Source organism: Petrocella sp., assembly GCF_059865615.1.
The window spans coordinates 1-16,730 of the sequence record NZ_JCBCDA010000016.1 but is presented as its reverse complement, the minus strand read 5'-3'; the positions used below and the strand labels follow the sequence as shown (position 1 = coordinate 16,730).

At 37.0% G+C, this 16,730-nt stretch carries 15 protein-coding genes and 1 pseudogene; 1 reads left to right on the top strand and 15 read right to left on the bottom strand.

Features of this window, described 5'->3' with window-relative positions; all coding sequences use genetic code 11:
• Nucleotides 1-121: 121 nt before the first annotated feature.
• The 10 genes and pseudogenes from AC6F8J_RS02195 to AC6F8J_RS02150 form a co-directional block, all read right to left on the bottom strand.
• A pseudogene (locus tag AC6F8J_RS02195) lies at nucleotides 122-430 on the bottom strand (helix-turn-helix domain-containing protein); the annotation flags it as partial.
• 70 nt (nucleotides 431-500) lie between these two features.
• On the bottom strand, nucleotides 501-1,079 hold the full coding sequence (locus AC6F8J_RS02190) for a hypothetical protein (protein ID WP_500720603.1): 579 nt from the start codon (nucleotides 1,077-1,079) through the stop codon (nucleotides 501-503).
• Entirely contained in the window at nucleotides 1,072-1,530 is a 459-nt protein-coding gene (locus AC6F8J_RS02185) for a hypothetical protein (RefSeq protein WP_500720602.1), read from the bottom strand. The genes AC6F8J_RS02190 and AC6F8J_RS02185 overlap by 8 nt, the downstream gene beginning before the upstream one ends.
• A gap of 340 nt (nucleotides 1,531-1,870) precedes the next feature.
• Nucleotides 1,871-2,671, bottom strand: coding sequence for a M56 family metallopeptidase (locus tag AC6F8J_RS02180; protein WP_500720601.1), 801 nt, complete (start codon nucleotides 2,669-2,671; stop codon nucleotides 1,871-1,873).
• A 2-nt stretch (nucleotides 2,672-2,673) separates the two neighbouring features.
• A complete protein-coding gene (locus AC6F8J_RS02175; RefSeq protein WP_500720600.1) occupies nucleotides 2,674-3,036 on the bottom strand; it encodes a BlaI/MecI/CopY family transcriptional regulator in 363 nt (120 codons plus the stop codon).
• 163 nt (nucleotides 3,037-3,199) lie between these two features.
• The gene (locus AC6F8J_RS02170) at nucleotides 3,200-3,883 is read right to left on the bottom strand and encodes a hypothetical protein (RefSeq protein ID WP_500720599.1); all 684 of its coding nucleotides are present in this window, start codon (nucleotides 3,881-3,883) and stop codon (nucleotides 3,200-3,202) included.
• Nucleotides 3,880-4,251 carry a hypothetical protein gene (locus tag AC6F8J_RS02165; protein ID WP_500720598.1) on the bottom strand — a complete coding sequence of 124 codons (372 nt, stop codon included), beginning with the start codon at nucleotides 4,249-4,251 and terminating at the stop codon, nucleotides 3,880-3,882. Before AC6F8J_RS02165 ends, AC6F8J_RS02170 begins: the two co-directional genes overlap by 4 nt.
• 21 nt (nucleotides 4,252-4,272) lie before the next feature.
• A complete protein-coding gene (locus AC6F8J_RS02160; RefSeq protein ID WP_500720597.1) occupies nucleotides 4,273-5,514 on the bottom strand; it encodes a lysozyme inhibitor LprI family protein in 1,242 nt (413 codons plus the stop codon).
• Between the two features lie 147 nt (nucleotides 5,515-5,661).
• Nucleotides 5,662-6,681, bottom strand: coding sequence for a hypothetical protein (locus AC6F8J_RS02155; protein ID WP_500720596.1), 1,020 nt, complete (start codon nucleotides 6,679-6,681; stop codon nucleotides 5,662-5,664).
• Nucleotides 6,678-7,397 carry a hypothetical protein gene (locus tag AC6F8J_RS02150; protein ID WP_500720595.1) on the bottom strand — a complete coding sequence of 240 codons (720 nt, stop codon included), beginning with the start codon at nucleotides 7,395-7,397 and terminating at the stop codon, nucleotides 6,678-6,680. The genes AC6F8J_RS02155 and AC6F8J_RS02150 overlap by 4 nt, the downstream gene beginning before the upstream one ends.
• A 348-nt stretch (nucleotides 7,398-7,745) precedes the next feature.
• Here AC6F8J_RS02150 and AC6F8J_RS02145 point away from each other — a divergent pair, with 348 nt between their 5' ends.
• Nucleotides 7,746-11,000 carry a BTAD domain-containing putative transcriptional regulator gene (locus AC6F8J_RS02145; RefSeq protein ID WP_500720594.1) on the top strand — a complete coding sequence of 1,085 codons (3,255 nt, stop codon included), beginning with the start codon at nucleotides 7,746-7,748 and terminating at the stop codon, nucleotides 10,998-11,000.
• A gap of 554 nt (nucleotides 11,001-11,554) precedes the next feature.
• On the opposite strand, the gene AC6F8J_RS02140 is transcribed toward AC6F8J_RS02145, so the two are convergent.
• From AC6F8J_RS02140 to AC6F8J_RS02120, 5 genes are all read right to left on the bottom strand, one after another.
• Nucleotides 11,555-12,463 carry an NAD(P)-dependent oxidoreductase gene (locus tag AC6F8J_RS02140; protein ID WP_500720593.1) on the bottom strand — a complete coding sequence of 303 codons (909 nt, stop codon included), beginning with the start codon at nucleotides 12,461-12,463 and terminating at the stop codon, nucleotides 11,555-11,557.
• Between the two features lie 13 nt (nucleotides 12,464-12,476).
• The gene (locus AC6F8J_RS02135) at nucleotides 12,477-13,262 is read right to left on the bottom strand and encodes an aspartate dehydrogenase domain-containing protein (RefSeq protein WP_500720592.1); all 786 of its coding nucleotides are present in this window, start codon (nucleotides 13,260-13,262) and stop codon (nucleotides 12,477-12,479) included.
• A 240-nt stretch (nucleotides 13,263-13,502) separates the two neighbouring features.
• A complete protein-coding gene (locus tag AC6F8J_RS02130; protein WP_500720591.1) occupies nucleotides 13,503-15,212 on the bottom strand; it encodes a recombinase family protein in 1,710 nt (569 codons plus the stop codon).
• Between the two features lie 32 nt (nucleotides 15,213-15,244).
• A complete protein-coding gene (locus tag AC6F8J_RS02125) occupies nucleotides 15,245-16,246 on the bottom strand; it encodes a RhuM family protein (protein WP_500720590.1) in 1,002 nt (333 codons plus the stop codon).
• Between the two features lie 320 nt (nucleotides 16,247-16,566).
• Entirely contained in the window at nucleotides 16,567-16,725 is a 159-nt protein-coding gene (locus tag AC6F8J_RS02120) for a conjugal transfer protein TrbL family protein (protein ID WP_500720604.1), read from the bottom strand.
• Between the last annotated feature and the right edge of the window lie 5 nt (nucleotides 16,726-16,730).

The following is a 16,730-nucleotide window of genomic DNA, read 5'->3' as shown; positions in this document are numbered from 1 at the left end:
ATCATTTTCAACATTTTTAACTTTGGTTAAGGCGTCAAAACTATATAGTTGAACTTTCACCTACCATATGTAGTTATGAATGTATCAACGTAATCTACATATGGTAGGCGAATTTAGTGAAACTTAGTTTTGACCCTTTAACCAACTTTAAAATGTTGTTACAGGTTGGACAATTATAAAACTTGATTCTTTTCATGTTACCTCCGTCAGCACTGTTGGATTCTAAGTCACCCATCAGTATTTTTTCAATATTCACACCTAAGGCATTGGATAGTTCATGAAGCAAGGACACATCCGGACACCCTATTCCTCGCTCCCACTTTGAAATGGTTCTATCGCTGATATTCATTTTATCAGCAAGTTGCTTCTGTGTTAGTCCCTTCTCTTTTCTTAATCCAAAAATCAGTTTTCCGACTTTATCACAATCCAAGTTGTTCACCTCCTACTTAATGAGTATAATCACATACGAACTTTATCACAACCAACGCTCCGTTGAGTTTTTAGCTCTCCTCTATGATATCCACTTCTTCCGTCTCAAAGAGTTTCTTTGCGGCACTTAGATTAATGAGAAACCTGATGTGCATAATGATACTTATGGCCATCAGAACAAACAGATATACACCGCTGCCCTCTTTTGGCATATTCAGTGAAAAACTCATGACCAATAAACACGATCCCTGTATCACCGCATACCGCTTGAGCTCAGACCCAAACTGATGAGACAAGGTTGTTTCTTCAAGCATGGTCATATGAACCGTCATGCCTTGATACATATAAACCACCAGTAACAGTTCACTCAGCCATCCAACAATCATCACGGCATAGTTGAAAAAATCACCTATCTGTATCCATCCAAGCATCCCTGTAACAACATCTAGCATAGAAACACATATCATACTTACTGACAAGAATCTAGCAATACGAAAAACCCCAAAATCTGTTTTGGCATATAGATATCCAAGTCCCAAAAATACCAAATAGTACCCAAGAACATCCGGTAATAGATCAAATCTGCCAATATTAATATCGATTAGGACCAGTAAGAACCCACCAAAAATATATTTATACCCGTTATTCATGTTTCGTCCTCCATAACGCTACGAAAGATTCAACAGCGGTTTCGTTCATGCCGGTACCATAAAAAGGATAATAAATCCAAGTATCATACGATTGACCGTCTTTTTCATAGACCATGTCCAAGGATATCATATTAAAACGCCATTCACTTGAGACATCCTTATCCTTTGCCGTATAAGCCACCTCAAACCCTCTTTTTACCTCTATGGGCTCTGTAAGGTTCATCAATGCATCATAAGCATACGTACGATCAAAGTCAACAATGAGGCTCATATCCAAATCATCTCTATGGGGCTCAAAAGATGATAAATCCAGTGATGTGTTCCTAATTGGTGTCTCTGTCTCAAAATCAGCAGTAAAATGATCCCTACTCCCGCCACCACCTTTTCTTAATCTATGTTCCTCCCAATTGTCTTCCGTTCTTATTGTAATCCGCCCTAGAGATACCGGCATGATGGTACCATCGTCAAAGATAGCCGTACCCCTACCAAAAGTAAGTGTCGTGTTAAAGTTTACTCAAATATTCCACAAAAATTTGGCGTATTTTTTATTATATATCAAATTAATGCTTCTGAGCATTGAGTCCATTGACCAAAATACCCATTATGGCACATATTGTTCTGTAATGCTTTGCACATACCCATCAATTGTTTTCTCAATAAATTGATGAGCATAATCCTCTATCGACAGCTGTTTTTCTTGGGGGTTACTCATTAGCCTACACTAACCGCTACCACAGCGATTAGTGCAACAATAACAACCCAAAATACTGGTTTTTTATAATTTAACACGTTTATAATCCTCCATTTAATATATGTCGTCCAGTTGCAAGAGATAATAAGGAACTCGCATAAGGCTTTTTGATTTCTTCATTCATTTCTTTCAGTACCCTTTCATCACAAGAAAGTTCCATATCTGTACTCATTAACAAAAACGCAATCCACACTAGAGGGTTAAACCAATGTATGGATAGTATTATGAAAGCTAGTATCTTAATTATATGGTCTTTTCTCTGGATATGGGTCTGTTCATGTAGCAAAATATAGCTTCTTTCGGTGGTACTTAGGTCAACTGGTAGATATATCCTGGGTCTTATTAGGCCAAGCACAAATGGTGTTTTCAATTTCTGAGCATGATAGATGTTTTGCTCAATTAACTGTGCACCTTTTAGTTGCCTTTTTAATCGTAAAACGGATACTACACTATAGATAAGCAGTACCATTATTCCTAAAATCCAAATGTAAGTGCCTATTTCTGTATAAATCTGCAATGGGTTGACACTTGCCCCAACATTGGGTGCGGGAAGTGAATTGCTCACTAATGAATCAACCACTTCTATCCCACTATTAACCTGTGGGCTTTGCTGATAGACAATATCATGGGGAATTAGCACCGCATTTATATTCCGTGGTATAAGGCTAAACATGCTTTCAAAGGAAAATGGAATTACTAAGCGAAAAGCAATCATACCCCATAAAGCATATGAGATGACCTTTGGCGCTTTTTTGAGCAGTAATCTAATAAGTATCACACATAGGATTACGTAGCTTGCTGTAAGGCTCATATTCAAAACAGAAAGAAAGAGTTCACGCATTATTATACCTCCTTGTGCTGATCAATTAGTTTTTTCAATTCTTCAGCTTGATGCTTACTTATTTTTTTCCCACTTATAAAAGCTGTTAGAAATTTTGGCAAGGACCCTCCAAAAGTATCCTCAACAAAGTCTATGCTTTGCTTGGCATAATATTCATCCTTTGTAACTAAAGATGAAACTACAGCATTTTCATTTTGAAAAATACCCTTTTCACATAATTTCTTCAGTACTGTATATGTTGTGGACTTTTTCCAATTCATTTCTTTTTCACTTAGCTTCACAAGGTCACCGGAACCCATCGGTTCGCTCTGCCATATTAACTCTGCAAACTTTTCTTCACTTTCTGTAAGCTTATATTCTTCCATGATGACCTCCTTGGTCTATAAGTTATCGACTTTATATTGCAAGTCTACAACTTATAGACCCATTTGTCAACGCTTATTTTTAATACAAAAAACAGGCAAAAGAAACCCTTTCTCTTTTGCCTGTTGTACATTATAGTATACGGTAAAACGTTTACTGAACTGTTCAAATTAATATCAAAAGTGAAGCACCTAATTCAGCAAAGGCCATCATATCTTCGGGTTTTTCTATGCACCTGGAAACATTCATACTTATATTGTCTGGTGTAATCATGATCACTAGATGCCTTCTAATGGGATAATTGTCAGCCACTAGAAAAAAACTCTCCTCATTTTTTTGTACAAAATCCGTCATCTGCCTTTCGTCATCAGAAAACATATCAAAATACTTCGACAGCCTCTCCGGGAGTGCTATCCTTTGAAGTCCCCTAATATTCATCTTATGCCCCATCGTCTCAAGACTCTTGGCAATTTCTTCTACAGATAAGTCAATGGGGGATTTCGGTATAATTAACCCATTAAAGCCTCCCCCGTTTCCTAACCATTTTGTATTCTCATAAAGAACTATGTTGTTAGTGGTTGAACTACCGACTTTTACATTTTTTCTAAAATAGGCTTCCATTTTCCAACTGCTTTCATTAGATGAATTATCCCTTAGGGTGTATAGGAGATTCCGGGGTACGTCTTTATTAACTACTACCGATGTTGCAGCATTGTATTGATAGTTTTTTTGTGCAGCGGCTTTTGCTCTTGCTTCATGGTTTTGCCTTCCCCTACGAGTAAGCAAAAGTGCCATTCCCCCCAGTACAATCACAAACAAAATGGGTACTACCACATCCTTCCATGTCATAAGCTTTCCTCCTTTTCCTTCAACTTATTAATCGCATCCAGCATGGAATTAATAGACATTATACCATAGTCTAAAATGATATCATGTGTCTTTTCAGTAGCATCTTTGGCCAACAGAATGATTCGTTTATTAAGAAGGCTTGTTTTCGATGTTACTGAAACAATATTCTCTGGGCTGATTTTGCATACCATATTATTATCCTGACGGCAAAAAAAAGCGGGAGCTGACGTGTCAAAAAGTGACATGTTGTACTTGGCAGTAAGATGCATTGCATCATTGGTTATTACTAATTCTCCTAAAAACCGTTTACCATCAATAATAATATTTGTTGTCCAAGTGCCTAAAATAATTTCTTTGTTTTGTGTCATTTTCCATTTCTCCTTTCAAATTTAATCGGGTATGATTATTTCACCTTGCTCCATATCCGACATAATTCCTTCTAACATCTTAATATGATCCTTATTTAGCACCATACAGTTATGAAGTATAAAACCCTCATCCTTGGTTTTACCATAAAGTACAGCCATAAAAAATACTTCCTTATCTCTAAAAATACAATAAGCTTCGTAAGCTGCTACCGCTTTTTCCTTTTTATTTAGGGCTTTTCCTATAGCAAAGTAGTTATTTTTTACACCTAAATTGGCAGTTTGATGATCCTCTGTTTCCTTTTCGGGATAAAACTCTGGAAAAGATGGCATCCCCAACTGTATTTCATTGGCGAAATAATCTAAATCAATTGCCCTTTGACGAGGTATTTTCATCTCAGACTCAGCTTGTGCAATGAGCCATATGGTGCCACCATCTAAGCGGTTATAAATGTCAAAATAAGCCTCACCTAATATGGAATATTGCTTTTCTCTGTAAATTTCCCAGCTTTCCTGGGCATCCTTTAGCGCTTTTTTCACATCCTCAGGTGAGGTGTCTATAAGCAGATCATATACCCGCATAACCTCTAAATCCCATTTTTCTATCGCCTCATTGATACAGGAAATGGTACCTTGTGTATCTTGATTTTGGTTCATGCATCTCTCCAGTTCTTTATCAATGGCCTCTATGCTTATTCTTTTTATCCCTTGAGATATCTCCTGACTTGATTCATTAGTTGATTCTTTATCTTCTATTTGTTTTTTTAGATTTTCATAGGCAATTTTACCTTGTGGCACTCCCTTTTGGGCCGCAAATTCATAGTCCAATAGAGCAAGCTCCCTCATATCTTTACCAGCAAGACTAACCCCTTCTCGACACATTCCCATTACGTAGCGAAGCCAAGGATCGTTTTTTTCCTCTTCTGTCAGCTCCCAGGATGATGTTAGGTGGTCAAATACTTCTAATACCATATGAGCCTCATCTTCCTTAAGAACGCCTCCATGGGCCTTGGCCATCACTCTTACCTCCTCCAAATATGCCTCAAAATCTTTAATCAAATTTCTTTTATCCTCTGTAAGAGACTTAGTAGATGCCATTTGGGATATGCTCACAATCTCTCCCGCATTTTTTGGGGGGTCATCACCCGTAAGTAGAAGAATTCCATAGGCTCCCAGAATCAAAATTAAAAAGAAAGCTACAAGTTTAAGCCCCCAGTTTCCTATTATTGAGGCCACTCTATTCACTTTATCCGGTATATTTTTCAATACATATCCTCCCCCTCTTCATCTAAAATGCTTATTTGTTTTTCTTCCTTATTGTTTTTTGATCCTTCTAATATTAGTAAAATACCGAAATTCAGACATTTCGGTATTTTACAAGATATCCATGTTCTATGCAGATTCAGCCACTTATCAATTAAATTCAATGGTATCTAACATCCCAAACAACAGGTCTTCTGTAGCGTCATCCGCACTGACGTCCATAGCAAGACCAATCTCAATTCGTTGACCATTTGTCACCGCACTCATTTTCATCTGCTGCATGCCATATATTTCAAAATCCGTGCTGTAAAAGTTCAAGCCCCAGTGTTGAAAGGACTCCACATCACTTCCATTATAGTCTCTGGCCATCCCTTCTATGGCTTTCTTAGCAGCATCTTCACCAAGACCGCTGCCTCTCACCCAGACTTCAACGGCGTTTTTTCCCTGATAGGCTTGAAGTCCATCGCTAATCTCCATCACATTCCATCCTGTTGGTACCACCATGGACACCTTTTCTGTTTCAAAACGTTCACCTTGGATGGGCGGCCCAAAGGTTATGTCTCCGGAGCTGCCTTCCTGGCTAATTTCGGATGCTTCTGTTGTTGAGGTGATTCCCGGTTCCTGTGCCAGACTGTCAGGATCCAGAGATAGACTCAGTACAAAATGGATAGTCATATCACCATCTTGGATATCCCCGCCACCCACCAAATGCCATTCATTGTTTTCCATCTCAAAGGTTCCGTTCCATTGGAAAGGACTTTCCCACAACTCTCCAGTCAGCGTCAACCGATTATTAGAGACAAGGGCTGTCAGATTGGGTCCTGCCAGAGCATCAGCAAGCTGCATTTCCCCAGTACCCTGATGATAATCTTCAAATGAAAGATCCAACCAGCAGTCAATAAACGTCCCTTCCATGTCTGCCATCTCTTCATTGCTAACTTCCGCGATTAGCTGTGTCCCTGCCCAGGTTCCAGAAAAATCCATTGTGTTACCCCAATCTTCCGGTGTTTTTGATTCATTTCTTTCCGATACTTCCTGCACTCCAGCCGTTTTTTCCGGATGGGAGGCAGAACATCCGGATAAGGCAAGGCAGAGAATCATCATGACAAGACAGCTGATCGGAAAAATACTCCTGACACGTATGTTGCATAAACATATTATTCTTTTCATTTTCGAACACTTCCTTTAACCGAACCGATGAGATTACCTTCCTCATCTACCGAAGCTTCAATGTGATAGGTTCCGGCATCCGGCCATCGATATACCGTTTTTGTTCCGCTTTCAAGGTTTTTAAACTTTCTATAGTCCTTAAGGATCACATATCCCTTACCTATTTCTTTTTCCAACTGCTCAAGTGTTGAAATCTCACCACTTTTAATTTTTTCTACCAGATGATCATATAGCTTCTTGTCTGCTGTAAATCCTGTATCCTCAAGCCCTATTCTAACGGTGTATTTCACAGCAATCACGGTGTCCTCCCAAATCTCAAACTCCACATCTGCCAAATCTTTTTCTTCATCAAAGGCATATTTTGTCTTCTCTGTCTCTAGTGCACCTGCCTTCATGGGAGCTATTTCCACCATTCCTTCTCGGGTGATCTTATCAATCAATCCCTCAATGCTCATATCTAGGGACAATCCTTGAAAGGTCTTATAGGTCTTTGTTGATATGGCTATCTTTGTTCCTTCACACATCATTTCATTTTCTAATATGGTTTCCGCTAGGGCTACATTCGTTCCTTCACTCATCATTTCATTTTCTGCAATGGTTTCCACTAGAGCTACCTCCTGCTGAAGTGGTTTAGTGTCAGTGGAACCACTACCACACCCAAATAAGAACAAGGCACCCATTAACAAAACAACGGTTATGACACATCTCTTTTTCATTTCTATCTCTCCTTCATTTTTTAAATTAGTTGGCAATTTGTCTAATCTTAAAAGGTTGTTATGTATTCAATCATTCTCTCTTTTTTTTCGAATATTTTACATCAATACTCTTTTAAGGTATAATAAATTAATGCATTATTTTAAAGCAATAACGATACAAAACTCCCCTTTGTAATAAGATTACCCTCCTTTTCTTATGATTTTTATTGCACAACGTTATGCTAACATACCAGGTGTTAACTAAATGTAAAATATATTGTTATTCTAAAAAATTTTTTTTGCTCATCGTTAAATAAACGTGAAATTAACTGTTAAATTCATTATATTTTCTCTATTACAGGTGATTCTATGCAAAATACACTACTTTTAAAATCTAAGCTAATAATCCCAGAGCTTCCAAAGAAGGCTTTATACTCTGAGCGAATTAAAAGCTTGCCCATTAATAAAAAGAGAGCTGTTATCATAACCGCCCCTGGCGGCTTTGGAAAAACAACTGCCGTACTCTTATCTCTGAAAAAAGAAAGGCAGTATATACACTGGTACAGACTGGAAAGAGAAGATGCTTTTTTACCGGTTTTTTATTCCCATGTAATTGAGACACTTTTCTCAGGCGTTGACAAAACAACGTTAGACTGCTATAGAGGGCTCTCAGGTATTAGCAATATTTCAGAAGAATATTCGCTGATAAATGCACTGATCTGCCAGGATGCCTGGGAGTATTTTTCAGATAAACAGCATTTTCACTATCTAGTTTTAGATGATTTTCAAAACATTGTTGAGAACCCCTTAATCTCGGAAACAGTACGATACTTTATTGCTAACATGCCAATTGAAATAGGTATGTTAGTCATGTCAAGAGTAGATACCAGTATTTTTACTGGCAAACTTGCTTTGAACAAAAATATCACCCTCATAAATGAGGATGATCTACGTTTTACAAGACAAGAGACTGAAAAACTGCTTCTTAACACATATAAAATCAAATCCACCACGGAAGAACTTGACCGTATACATGAATTTTCGGAAGGTTGGATTGCTGGGCTTTTTATGATTAGCCACATCGATAACCCGCTTCCATATCAGTCGAACTATGGGCTAGAAGCGGATTATGCTACTGAGCAAACCTTATTTAATCATTTTTTTAATGAATATTTAAAGGGAATGGATGTAGATAGACTTCAAATTCTTGCAGAAATGTCCATTTTCCCAGACTTTTCATACAAGGAATTAGACGAAATCCTTCAAGTCGATAACGCCTTAGAAATGCTGGAATGGTTAGAAAAAAGCAACATGTATATACAAAAATTCATGACACAACCAGTGAAATACCGTTTTCATTCTCTATTCCGTAGAGAGTTGGAAGTGTATTTAAAAAAAATAAAAAGCGAAGCCTATATAAATACCTTATATGCCAAGGCTGCTCATTATTACGAAAAGAATGAAGATCTACGACCAGCTGTACAACTTTATATTGCTGCCGATCAAACAAACAAAGCCTTGAAAATCATCTCAATTTTTGGAGCTCAGTTGTTTGCCAACGGTCAACCAGAAAAAATCATGTATCTGGTAACAGAATTTCCTGAAAATATTATTAAAGGAGATCCTTATTTACTTTTTTTCAGAGGACTAATGTTGCTCACCACTGAAATTGAGGAAGCCTATGACTGTTTTAAAGCTGCACTTTTAATGCTTCGATATCAAAAAGATATGTCATACCTTATGAACACCTTTGGTATGATTTTAGTAATGTCTTTTCAAACAAATGATTTTAAATATGTAAAAGATGTTGCGTCCTATGTTCCTAAGTTTAAGGTAGCTTTAAGCGGCGGGATTCCTTTAAAAAAACTGTTGATTAGCGGATTCATTAATACTGTAGCAGATGAAAAGCTAATATTGGGAAATGTGCTTAGCAAAATGATGGCAAGGATGATAATCCCTGAAGCCATATGGGATTATAGTTTTTTAACCATTCGTGCTTTACTTTTCTATAGAATCGGCCGTCTTAAGTCAGCACGCAAGATTCTTGATCAAATACTAGAACACCAAGTAGGCCTTTTAAGTGATCAATGGCGTATTATCGGTTTAGTTGGCTGTTACAGCACTTTAATGCTTATGAGAGATATTGAAGCATCCAAAAAATTGATGACAGAATTTGCTCTATTAGGAGAAAAATACGACTCTGACTTTTCTCGTTCTTTTGCCTTAGAGATTTCCGCTGTAATAAAATATCAAACAAGAGACATTGTTGGAGCTATTTCCGACTTAGAAGAAGAGGCTGCTGCGTATAGTAGATATGGCAGCCCTATTTTCACCAGCGGAGCTATGATATTAAAATATTTGTGGGAAGCGGAAATAGTACCTGCACAAACCTTGCTTGAAAAAGCAGAGCTTGAATTTGCAAATATTTCAAAGCAGTATGCTGGTCATGGTTACTACGAGTTTTGCCAGGGAATGATGGGGGCACTATACAAGGCTGCAGGCAATTATGAAAAAGCAGAAGATTTTCTATTGTCATCTTATAATGAATCCTTTAACAAAAAAGCACGCCAGCATATGTCCACGATTGCCATGCATCTTGCTGATTTATATTATAGAAAAAACTGCACGAAACTACTAAAAAAATATCTTAACATATGGGCAAAGCTAAGCAGCAAAAATGATTATGTGTTTTTCTTCGGAATGGATTATTTTACATTAATCCGTGCATGTGCTTTGGCTATAGAAAAAAATCTATTCCCTGAACATATGCGTAAAATAATTAGTTTATATTTTGGGTCTGTACATAGTGAGCGTATGATAAAAAACACTGGTATAGCCGTTACTGATCCAAATAGTTTTATAAGAGCCTGCTGCGAGTCTGAAGAAAAAGTACAAAAAATAATCAAAGTTACCCTTTTTGGCAACTTTTCTATCCAGAAAGGTGAAGTTATTATTGAAAATAAAGAATGGAAAACTAGAAAAATCAGTGGAATACTGAAATATATATTAGCTCACTCTGGAAAGAGCATTTCACGCGAAACTTTGTCAGGAGTATTCTGGCCAGATTCCGACAAAAAAGCAGCTTTTACATCCCTTAGAGTTGCTTTGTACGAATTGCGAAAAACACTCGATAGGTTTGGAATGGGTTTTGAGGATGAATATCCGCTGATTATTGAGGAAAAAAACGGATTCTGCATAAGCAGTAAAAACCTTGTCGAAACCGATGTGGAAGAGTTTTGCAGGCTGTATAATACATATAAATCGCAAACTTTACCAGCAGAAGATCTGCTTACACAAATGACGGATCTATATACGGGGGATTTTCTAGAGGACAATTCCTATGATGAATGGGTATCTTTATCCCAGGAATATTATAAAGCCATATATATTGAAGTTTCACACACTCTTTTACAACTATTATTAAAAAAGGATGCTCTAAAAGAGGCTGAATCAATTCTCGAGAAACACATGCGCATAGATCCTTACGATGAAAAAGCATGCGAACTGCTTTTAAGAGTATATCAACACACAGGACAAAATGCTCGAGCCAATTCATTTATGCGTCAATTTGAGAAACGTTTCAAGGCTGAAATGGGTGTTAAACCAAACTTGAACAGTTTGTAACAAACTTTGATGCACCTTCAGCATGTAATCTGTTAGCATACTCTGCTGTAAGTAAAGCAATCTTACTTCTGTTTACGAAAACTTCAGGGATTTTTTCGAGAGCCTCCATACCTATCTGAACATTTTATCATTTCACCGGAATCTAATTTCATACAAAGCAGATGTTCATACAAAACCGGGTGCTGGTTTACAAATTTTCTAGCATTTTCGATAAGACAACGTCATCCTCTACCATAGACTGTGCATCTATCAAAAACTTCTCCACACGGTTACCTTTTTGAAGTAAGCCCATCTACTTCTTTTAAAAATGTTGGTAAATTCACTTTTTCTATCCTCCAATCTGTTTATTTTTCCTCATTTCATCTTATAATACAAAATCAACTTAATCTTTCAATATTTATTCAACGCATCTATATACTTTTTAAAGGTATCATTCTATACAAATGAACACCTTTTTATTCACAACAGATTCCTATTTCTTTAGATCAATAAAAAAACAGGCAAAAGAAACCTTCTCTCTTTTGCCTGTTCAAATCTTTCAATTTTCACTTTATTTAATTCAGTCCATGATCCTTTAAAAACAACTTAATATTATCAAGTACCTTTTCACTCAAACGATCAAAGGCTTGCTTTGTTCTTCCCGAGGACACGCCCATACAATTGACATGAGCATGGGAAAGCAACTTGCCAGTATTGTCTCCTAGTGCGCCTAATGTATCACAGAAAAATTCATTACCACCCTTTTCTAGCCATTTTTCAAGAGCAGGAAGGTCATGGGATGGACCTATAGAGGTATTGAACATTATTTTGTTATTTCCAAGTGATTCAAATTGTTCTTCATGAAATAAAATGACGTTTTTATTCAAACAGGAACAAACAACATCAACCGTACTTAATAATTCTTTCAACGGAAGATATTTAATATTTCTTGCTTCTTCTTCCGCTTTACGCGTACGGCTATAATAGTATAAATCTGCGCCCAGTGCCTGAAGTGCCACAGCCGTCATCTGTCCAGAAGTACCAAGCCCAACTATACCAACTTTTAAATCCGTAATCTCCATAGGAAGCGCTTTCCACTGCTTGTCACCAAAACCATGTAGGTATCTAACAAGTTCGCTAATTACATATTCAACAACGCCCTGATCGCCATAATCCCTTATGCCATATACCGTAATATTTTTAGCATTGGCTGTAGGAATGTCCACATTGGCACTTTGGGCGGAATATAAACTACAACACATGCCAATATATCGGATATTAGGACAAGCATCCAATACTTCCTTATCTATATAAGTCGTATAGCTAAGAAGTACGGCATCTGCATCGCCAATTCGTTGAATGATTTCTAGGTTGTTCTTAGGCATATTATCAAACAGGATGACTTCTTCTGCATAATCATATAGTTTTTGCTGTGCTGATGGAATCAAACTAATGGGTTCAATTGCAACTAATTTTTTGAACATCTTGATTTACCTCCTAAAAAACAATTGGTGATACAGCATTTTGTAGAACAGCTACCACACTCCAAGCGGCTACTTTGCTCGTTTTCGAATATATATTCAGTTCAGTTCTTATCTCTTCACCTTGAATCTCAATTTTGTATTCATCACCTTCAAAGCCTGGTACTACATCAATGTTCATAATTGTATTTTCAGGTCCTGCGCTGGCTAGAGCAGTGGCCACCGCTACATTAACCTTTGTTGGAAGGATAGCAATAGCTTCTTTGGTTGTGCCTGTAAATACCTGCTCACGTTTTGTAATCTCTAATAATCCATCTTTATATAGTGGTGAATGATACAAGGATCCCGGTGCTTTCTGTGCGCTAATGGATGCTGTTATCGGGCTCATAAGTGCAGCCGTTCGTAAAATATCAAACCCGCCTACAGCACCGCTTGCAATATATACACGACGGTTGTTACGTGCCGCTGTATTTTTAACGCGTTCATAGAATTCTTGATCTGCGAATGCGCCAATTGATAGCACAACAAGATTCGAACTACCATTTAATATTGTTTCACTATAATCTTGTATTGATTTTACAGATGCAGCTTCTGCTACAAAATCCGGTTTAAACGCCATAAGTTCGTTAATGTCAGCACAAGGCATACAGCCATGATGTTCTGCAAATGCTTTGGTACGATCATAATCTTTCCCCATTACAGCAACGAGTTCATATTCTGGCAAGTAGCCATCTTTCAATGCCTTGGCTACGATTTCATTGAGCTTTCCGCAACCAATTAGCGCTAATTTCAGTTTATCCATTGTATTCTCTCCTAATGTTTATTTTTAATTATGGTTAAAGGGTCAGAGCTAAGTTTCACTAAATTTACATACAATATATAGATTACGTTGATGCATTCATAACTATATATTGTATGCAAAAGTTCAACTATATAGTTTTGACACCTTAACCAATTATATCTTAACATATAAATCGCTATGTTCAAATCGACTTTAAGTATACTTAAGTGGGACAACTTTAAATCTTCATAATATATAAGGTCACTTATTACTGTTTGTCCAAACTTTTTCACCAGTCTCAAAGCCCCTTCCACATGGGCCGGTTGATAAGTGGGAATATGGTTCTTTTCCCATAGTAATTGTTGATTTTGGACCAGTTTTAAATACGAAAGTCAATTGATGGGGGTCTTTTTGACCTTTGTCATCAATACCACCGAGTATAATCTTCTCGACAATAGATTCAAAGATATCAGCATCAAACTTCTTAAGAGGCTTGTTGGCATCAAAGTACTTCCTAAAGCTTTTTAGCCTGGTTTTCATTTCTTTTTCTTCACTGGCTGTTAATGAAAATTCATTGGTTTCTTTGATCAATCGTTCTTTGTCTTTATTGAGTTCAATAAACTTGTTTTCATAATTCTCTCGGTCAATGGCACCATCAATATGAAGATCAATCAGTTTCTTGATTTTTTCTTCCACTTTGCTCAGTTCTTTATTAAGCGTTGCTAACTCTTTCTTGCTAGTGCTTTCACTTAATGTATTTTCAATGGTTGATATAAACTCTTCTATGATCTCTCTGTTATGCTGGCACATTTCATTAAAGATTTTTACAAATGCTTCTTCAATAAAAGCTTCATGAATACCTTTGCTATCAGGACAATGCTTTTTGCCGTGTTTACTAGATTTGATACAATGCCACACCACTTTTTTATTCTTAGTGCCTGAGTTCCATGCCCTTCTGCCAACAGTGGTTTCACAGAAGCCACACTCAATTTTGCTACTGAAAGTATACTGCCTGCTATAGCGTTTTAATCGCCCTTTTTCCATGTTGCAATTACGCTTTTTTCTAATAGCTTGGGCTTTTTCAAAGGTTTCTTTACTGACAATGGGTTCATGGTGATTTTTGATGTAATATTTTTCTTCTTCACCCATATTATCAAAGCGCTGCTTGGTAATTGGATCAACGGTAAAGGTCTTACCTAGGAGTAAATCACCCATGTATTTTTCATTCTTTAATATGCCTCTGATGGTACTATCAGGCCAGTTGCTACTCCCTCTTTTGGTCTTATAGCCTTTTTCTTTTAATTCATTTCCAATAAGACGAGCACCCTTACCTTGATTGTAAGAATCAAAGATAAACCGGACAGCTTCAGCTTCTTCTTCATTGATGACAAGTTCTTTTGTTTCCTTATCATAGTCATAACCTAAACAGCCTTGAAAACCAATCAACTCACCACGTTTCATTTTCATCTTAAGACCCATTTTTACATTGGTTGAAATACTTTCACTTTCTTGTTGGGCTATTGAAGTTAGAACCGTCATGGCAACTTCACCTTGCATGGAGAAGGTATTGATATTCTCTTTTTCGAATAATACAGCTACATTGTGCTTTTTTAACAGTCTAGTGTATTCTAATACGTCTTTTGTATTTCTACCAAATCTTGAGATGCTCTTGGTAATGACTAGATCAAACTCACCAGCCACGGCATCACGAATCATCTCTTGAAATCCAAGACGTTTATCAATATTGGTGCCACTAATACCAGCATCAGAATATATTTTTGCCAGTTCCCATTTAGGATTATCTTTGATCTTCTGCTCATAATAAGCCACTTGTGAATCATTACTTGCCATCTGTTCAGCCAAATCGGTACTCACTCTGCAATAAGGCGCAACTCTTATTTTGGAAAGTTCTTTGCCCGATGCTCGGTCAAATTTATTCTTTTTAGGTTTTATAACTTCTACTTCTTTCATGAAATCACTTCCTTTGCGGAATCAAAACAGGGTTACTTCTTATGTGTCCATTCATGCTCTTCTAAGTACACATCAAAGTCATCTTTTTCAGGTGCACTTAAACGCTTTTGATTAAACTTCTCATATTCTTTTTCAGCAAGTTCCTTAGCTACTTCATGTGAAATAGTACCTGCACCAGTAAGAATATCTCGCTCATTAAATTTTAGAAAGGCATTGAGTTTTTCTTCCCAATCCTTCATATGCATTGGGTTACGTCTTTCTGCCTGATCTTCAGCATGATCTAGATACATGGTTACAATACGATTGAGGGATTTTATTTCTTTTTCCGTCAAATAATTCTTGGCAACGGTGATATCCCCTTTACGAACCTTGTCACCCTTCCAAGTGGTAAGCCCCATATTGTCTTTTGTTGCATCAGCTCTTTGTTCGATGAGTTCTGCAGCTGTATGACCATGAATAGCAAAATGAAGCTTGTTTTGCACCGTCGCAAAGAATTTTTTAGCTTCTTCTGATTTTCCATCATAATCTATAGATAAGGCATAGATATCAGTGATTTTCTTATAAAATCTTTTTTCTGAGGCTCTGATATCACGAATACGCTCTAAAAGTTCATCAAAATAGTCATCACCGATGTTACGCATACCTTTAAGACGCTCATCATCCATGGTAAAGCCTTTGACTAAGTATTCATTTAATCGTTCTGTCGCCCATCGTCTGAATTGTGTACCTCTGCTAGAACGTACACGGTATCCAACGGCAATAATCATTTCAAGGTTATAGTGACGTGGATTTCTCTGGACCGTTCTATTTCCTTCGGTTTGAACTTGTAAGTAATTCTTACAAGTTGAATTTTCCTCTAATTCACCTTCTTTATAAATATTTTTTATGTGAAGTGTTATATTTTGAGGCGTTGTTTGATAAAGTTCTGCAATCGCCTTTTGTGTCATCCATACGGTTTCATTTTCAAGTCTTACATCAACTTTGGTTTTTCCGTCTTCCAATTGGTAAATAAGAATGTCTGTTTTGTTTTCCACATTATCCCCCATTTCCGTAATTTATTAATTAATTCATCAGACACCGTCTGATGTTTTAAGTGAACTACCCGGTAATTCCGGATAGTTCATCTATATTCCTAATTGTTGTTTTAATTTTACCACAGTGGTTACAACTTAACCACATAAACCTCGTTTAATTTTTGTCAACTTCCAGAAAAAATGTTACTAAAACTCCTGATTATGATCAATTTCAGGAGTTTTTTGCGTTTAATGCCTAAGCATTTTCCTGATCTGACTGTTGAATTGTTAGCTTCCAGCTCCCGATCTTATTAATAAAATAAAGGCCAAGGCCATTTCGTCTATAAGCGCCATAGTGCCCTCCTTGTAAATACGGATTTACCCATCTGGTAAATCCGTGCTGTCGAATAGATTTTATTCATCATACCACCACCACCTTGACCACCTGAAATAATGATAAATTCTTGCAAGAACTTGGGTGTTCTAAGGGCTAGTAACAAAGCTG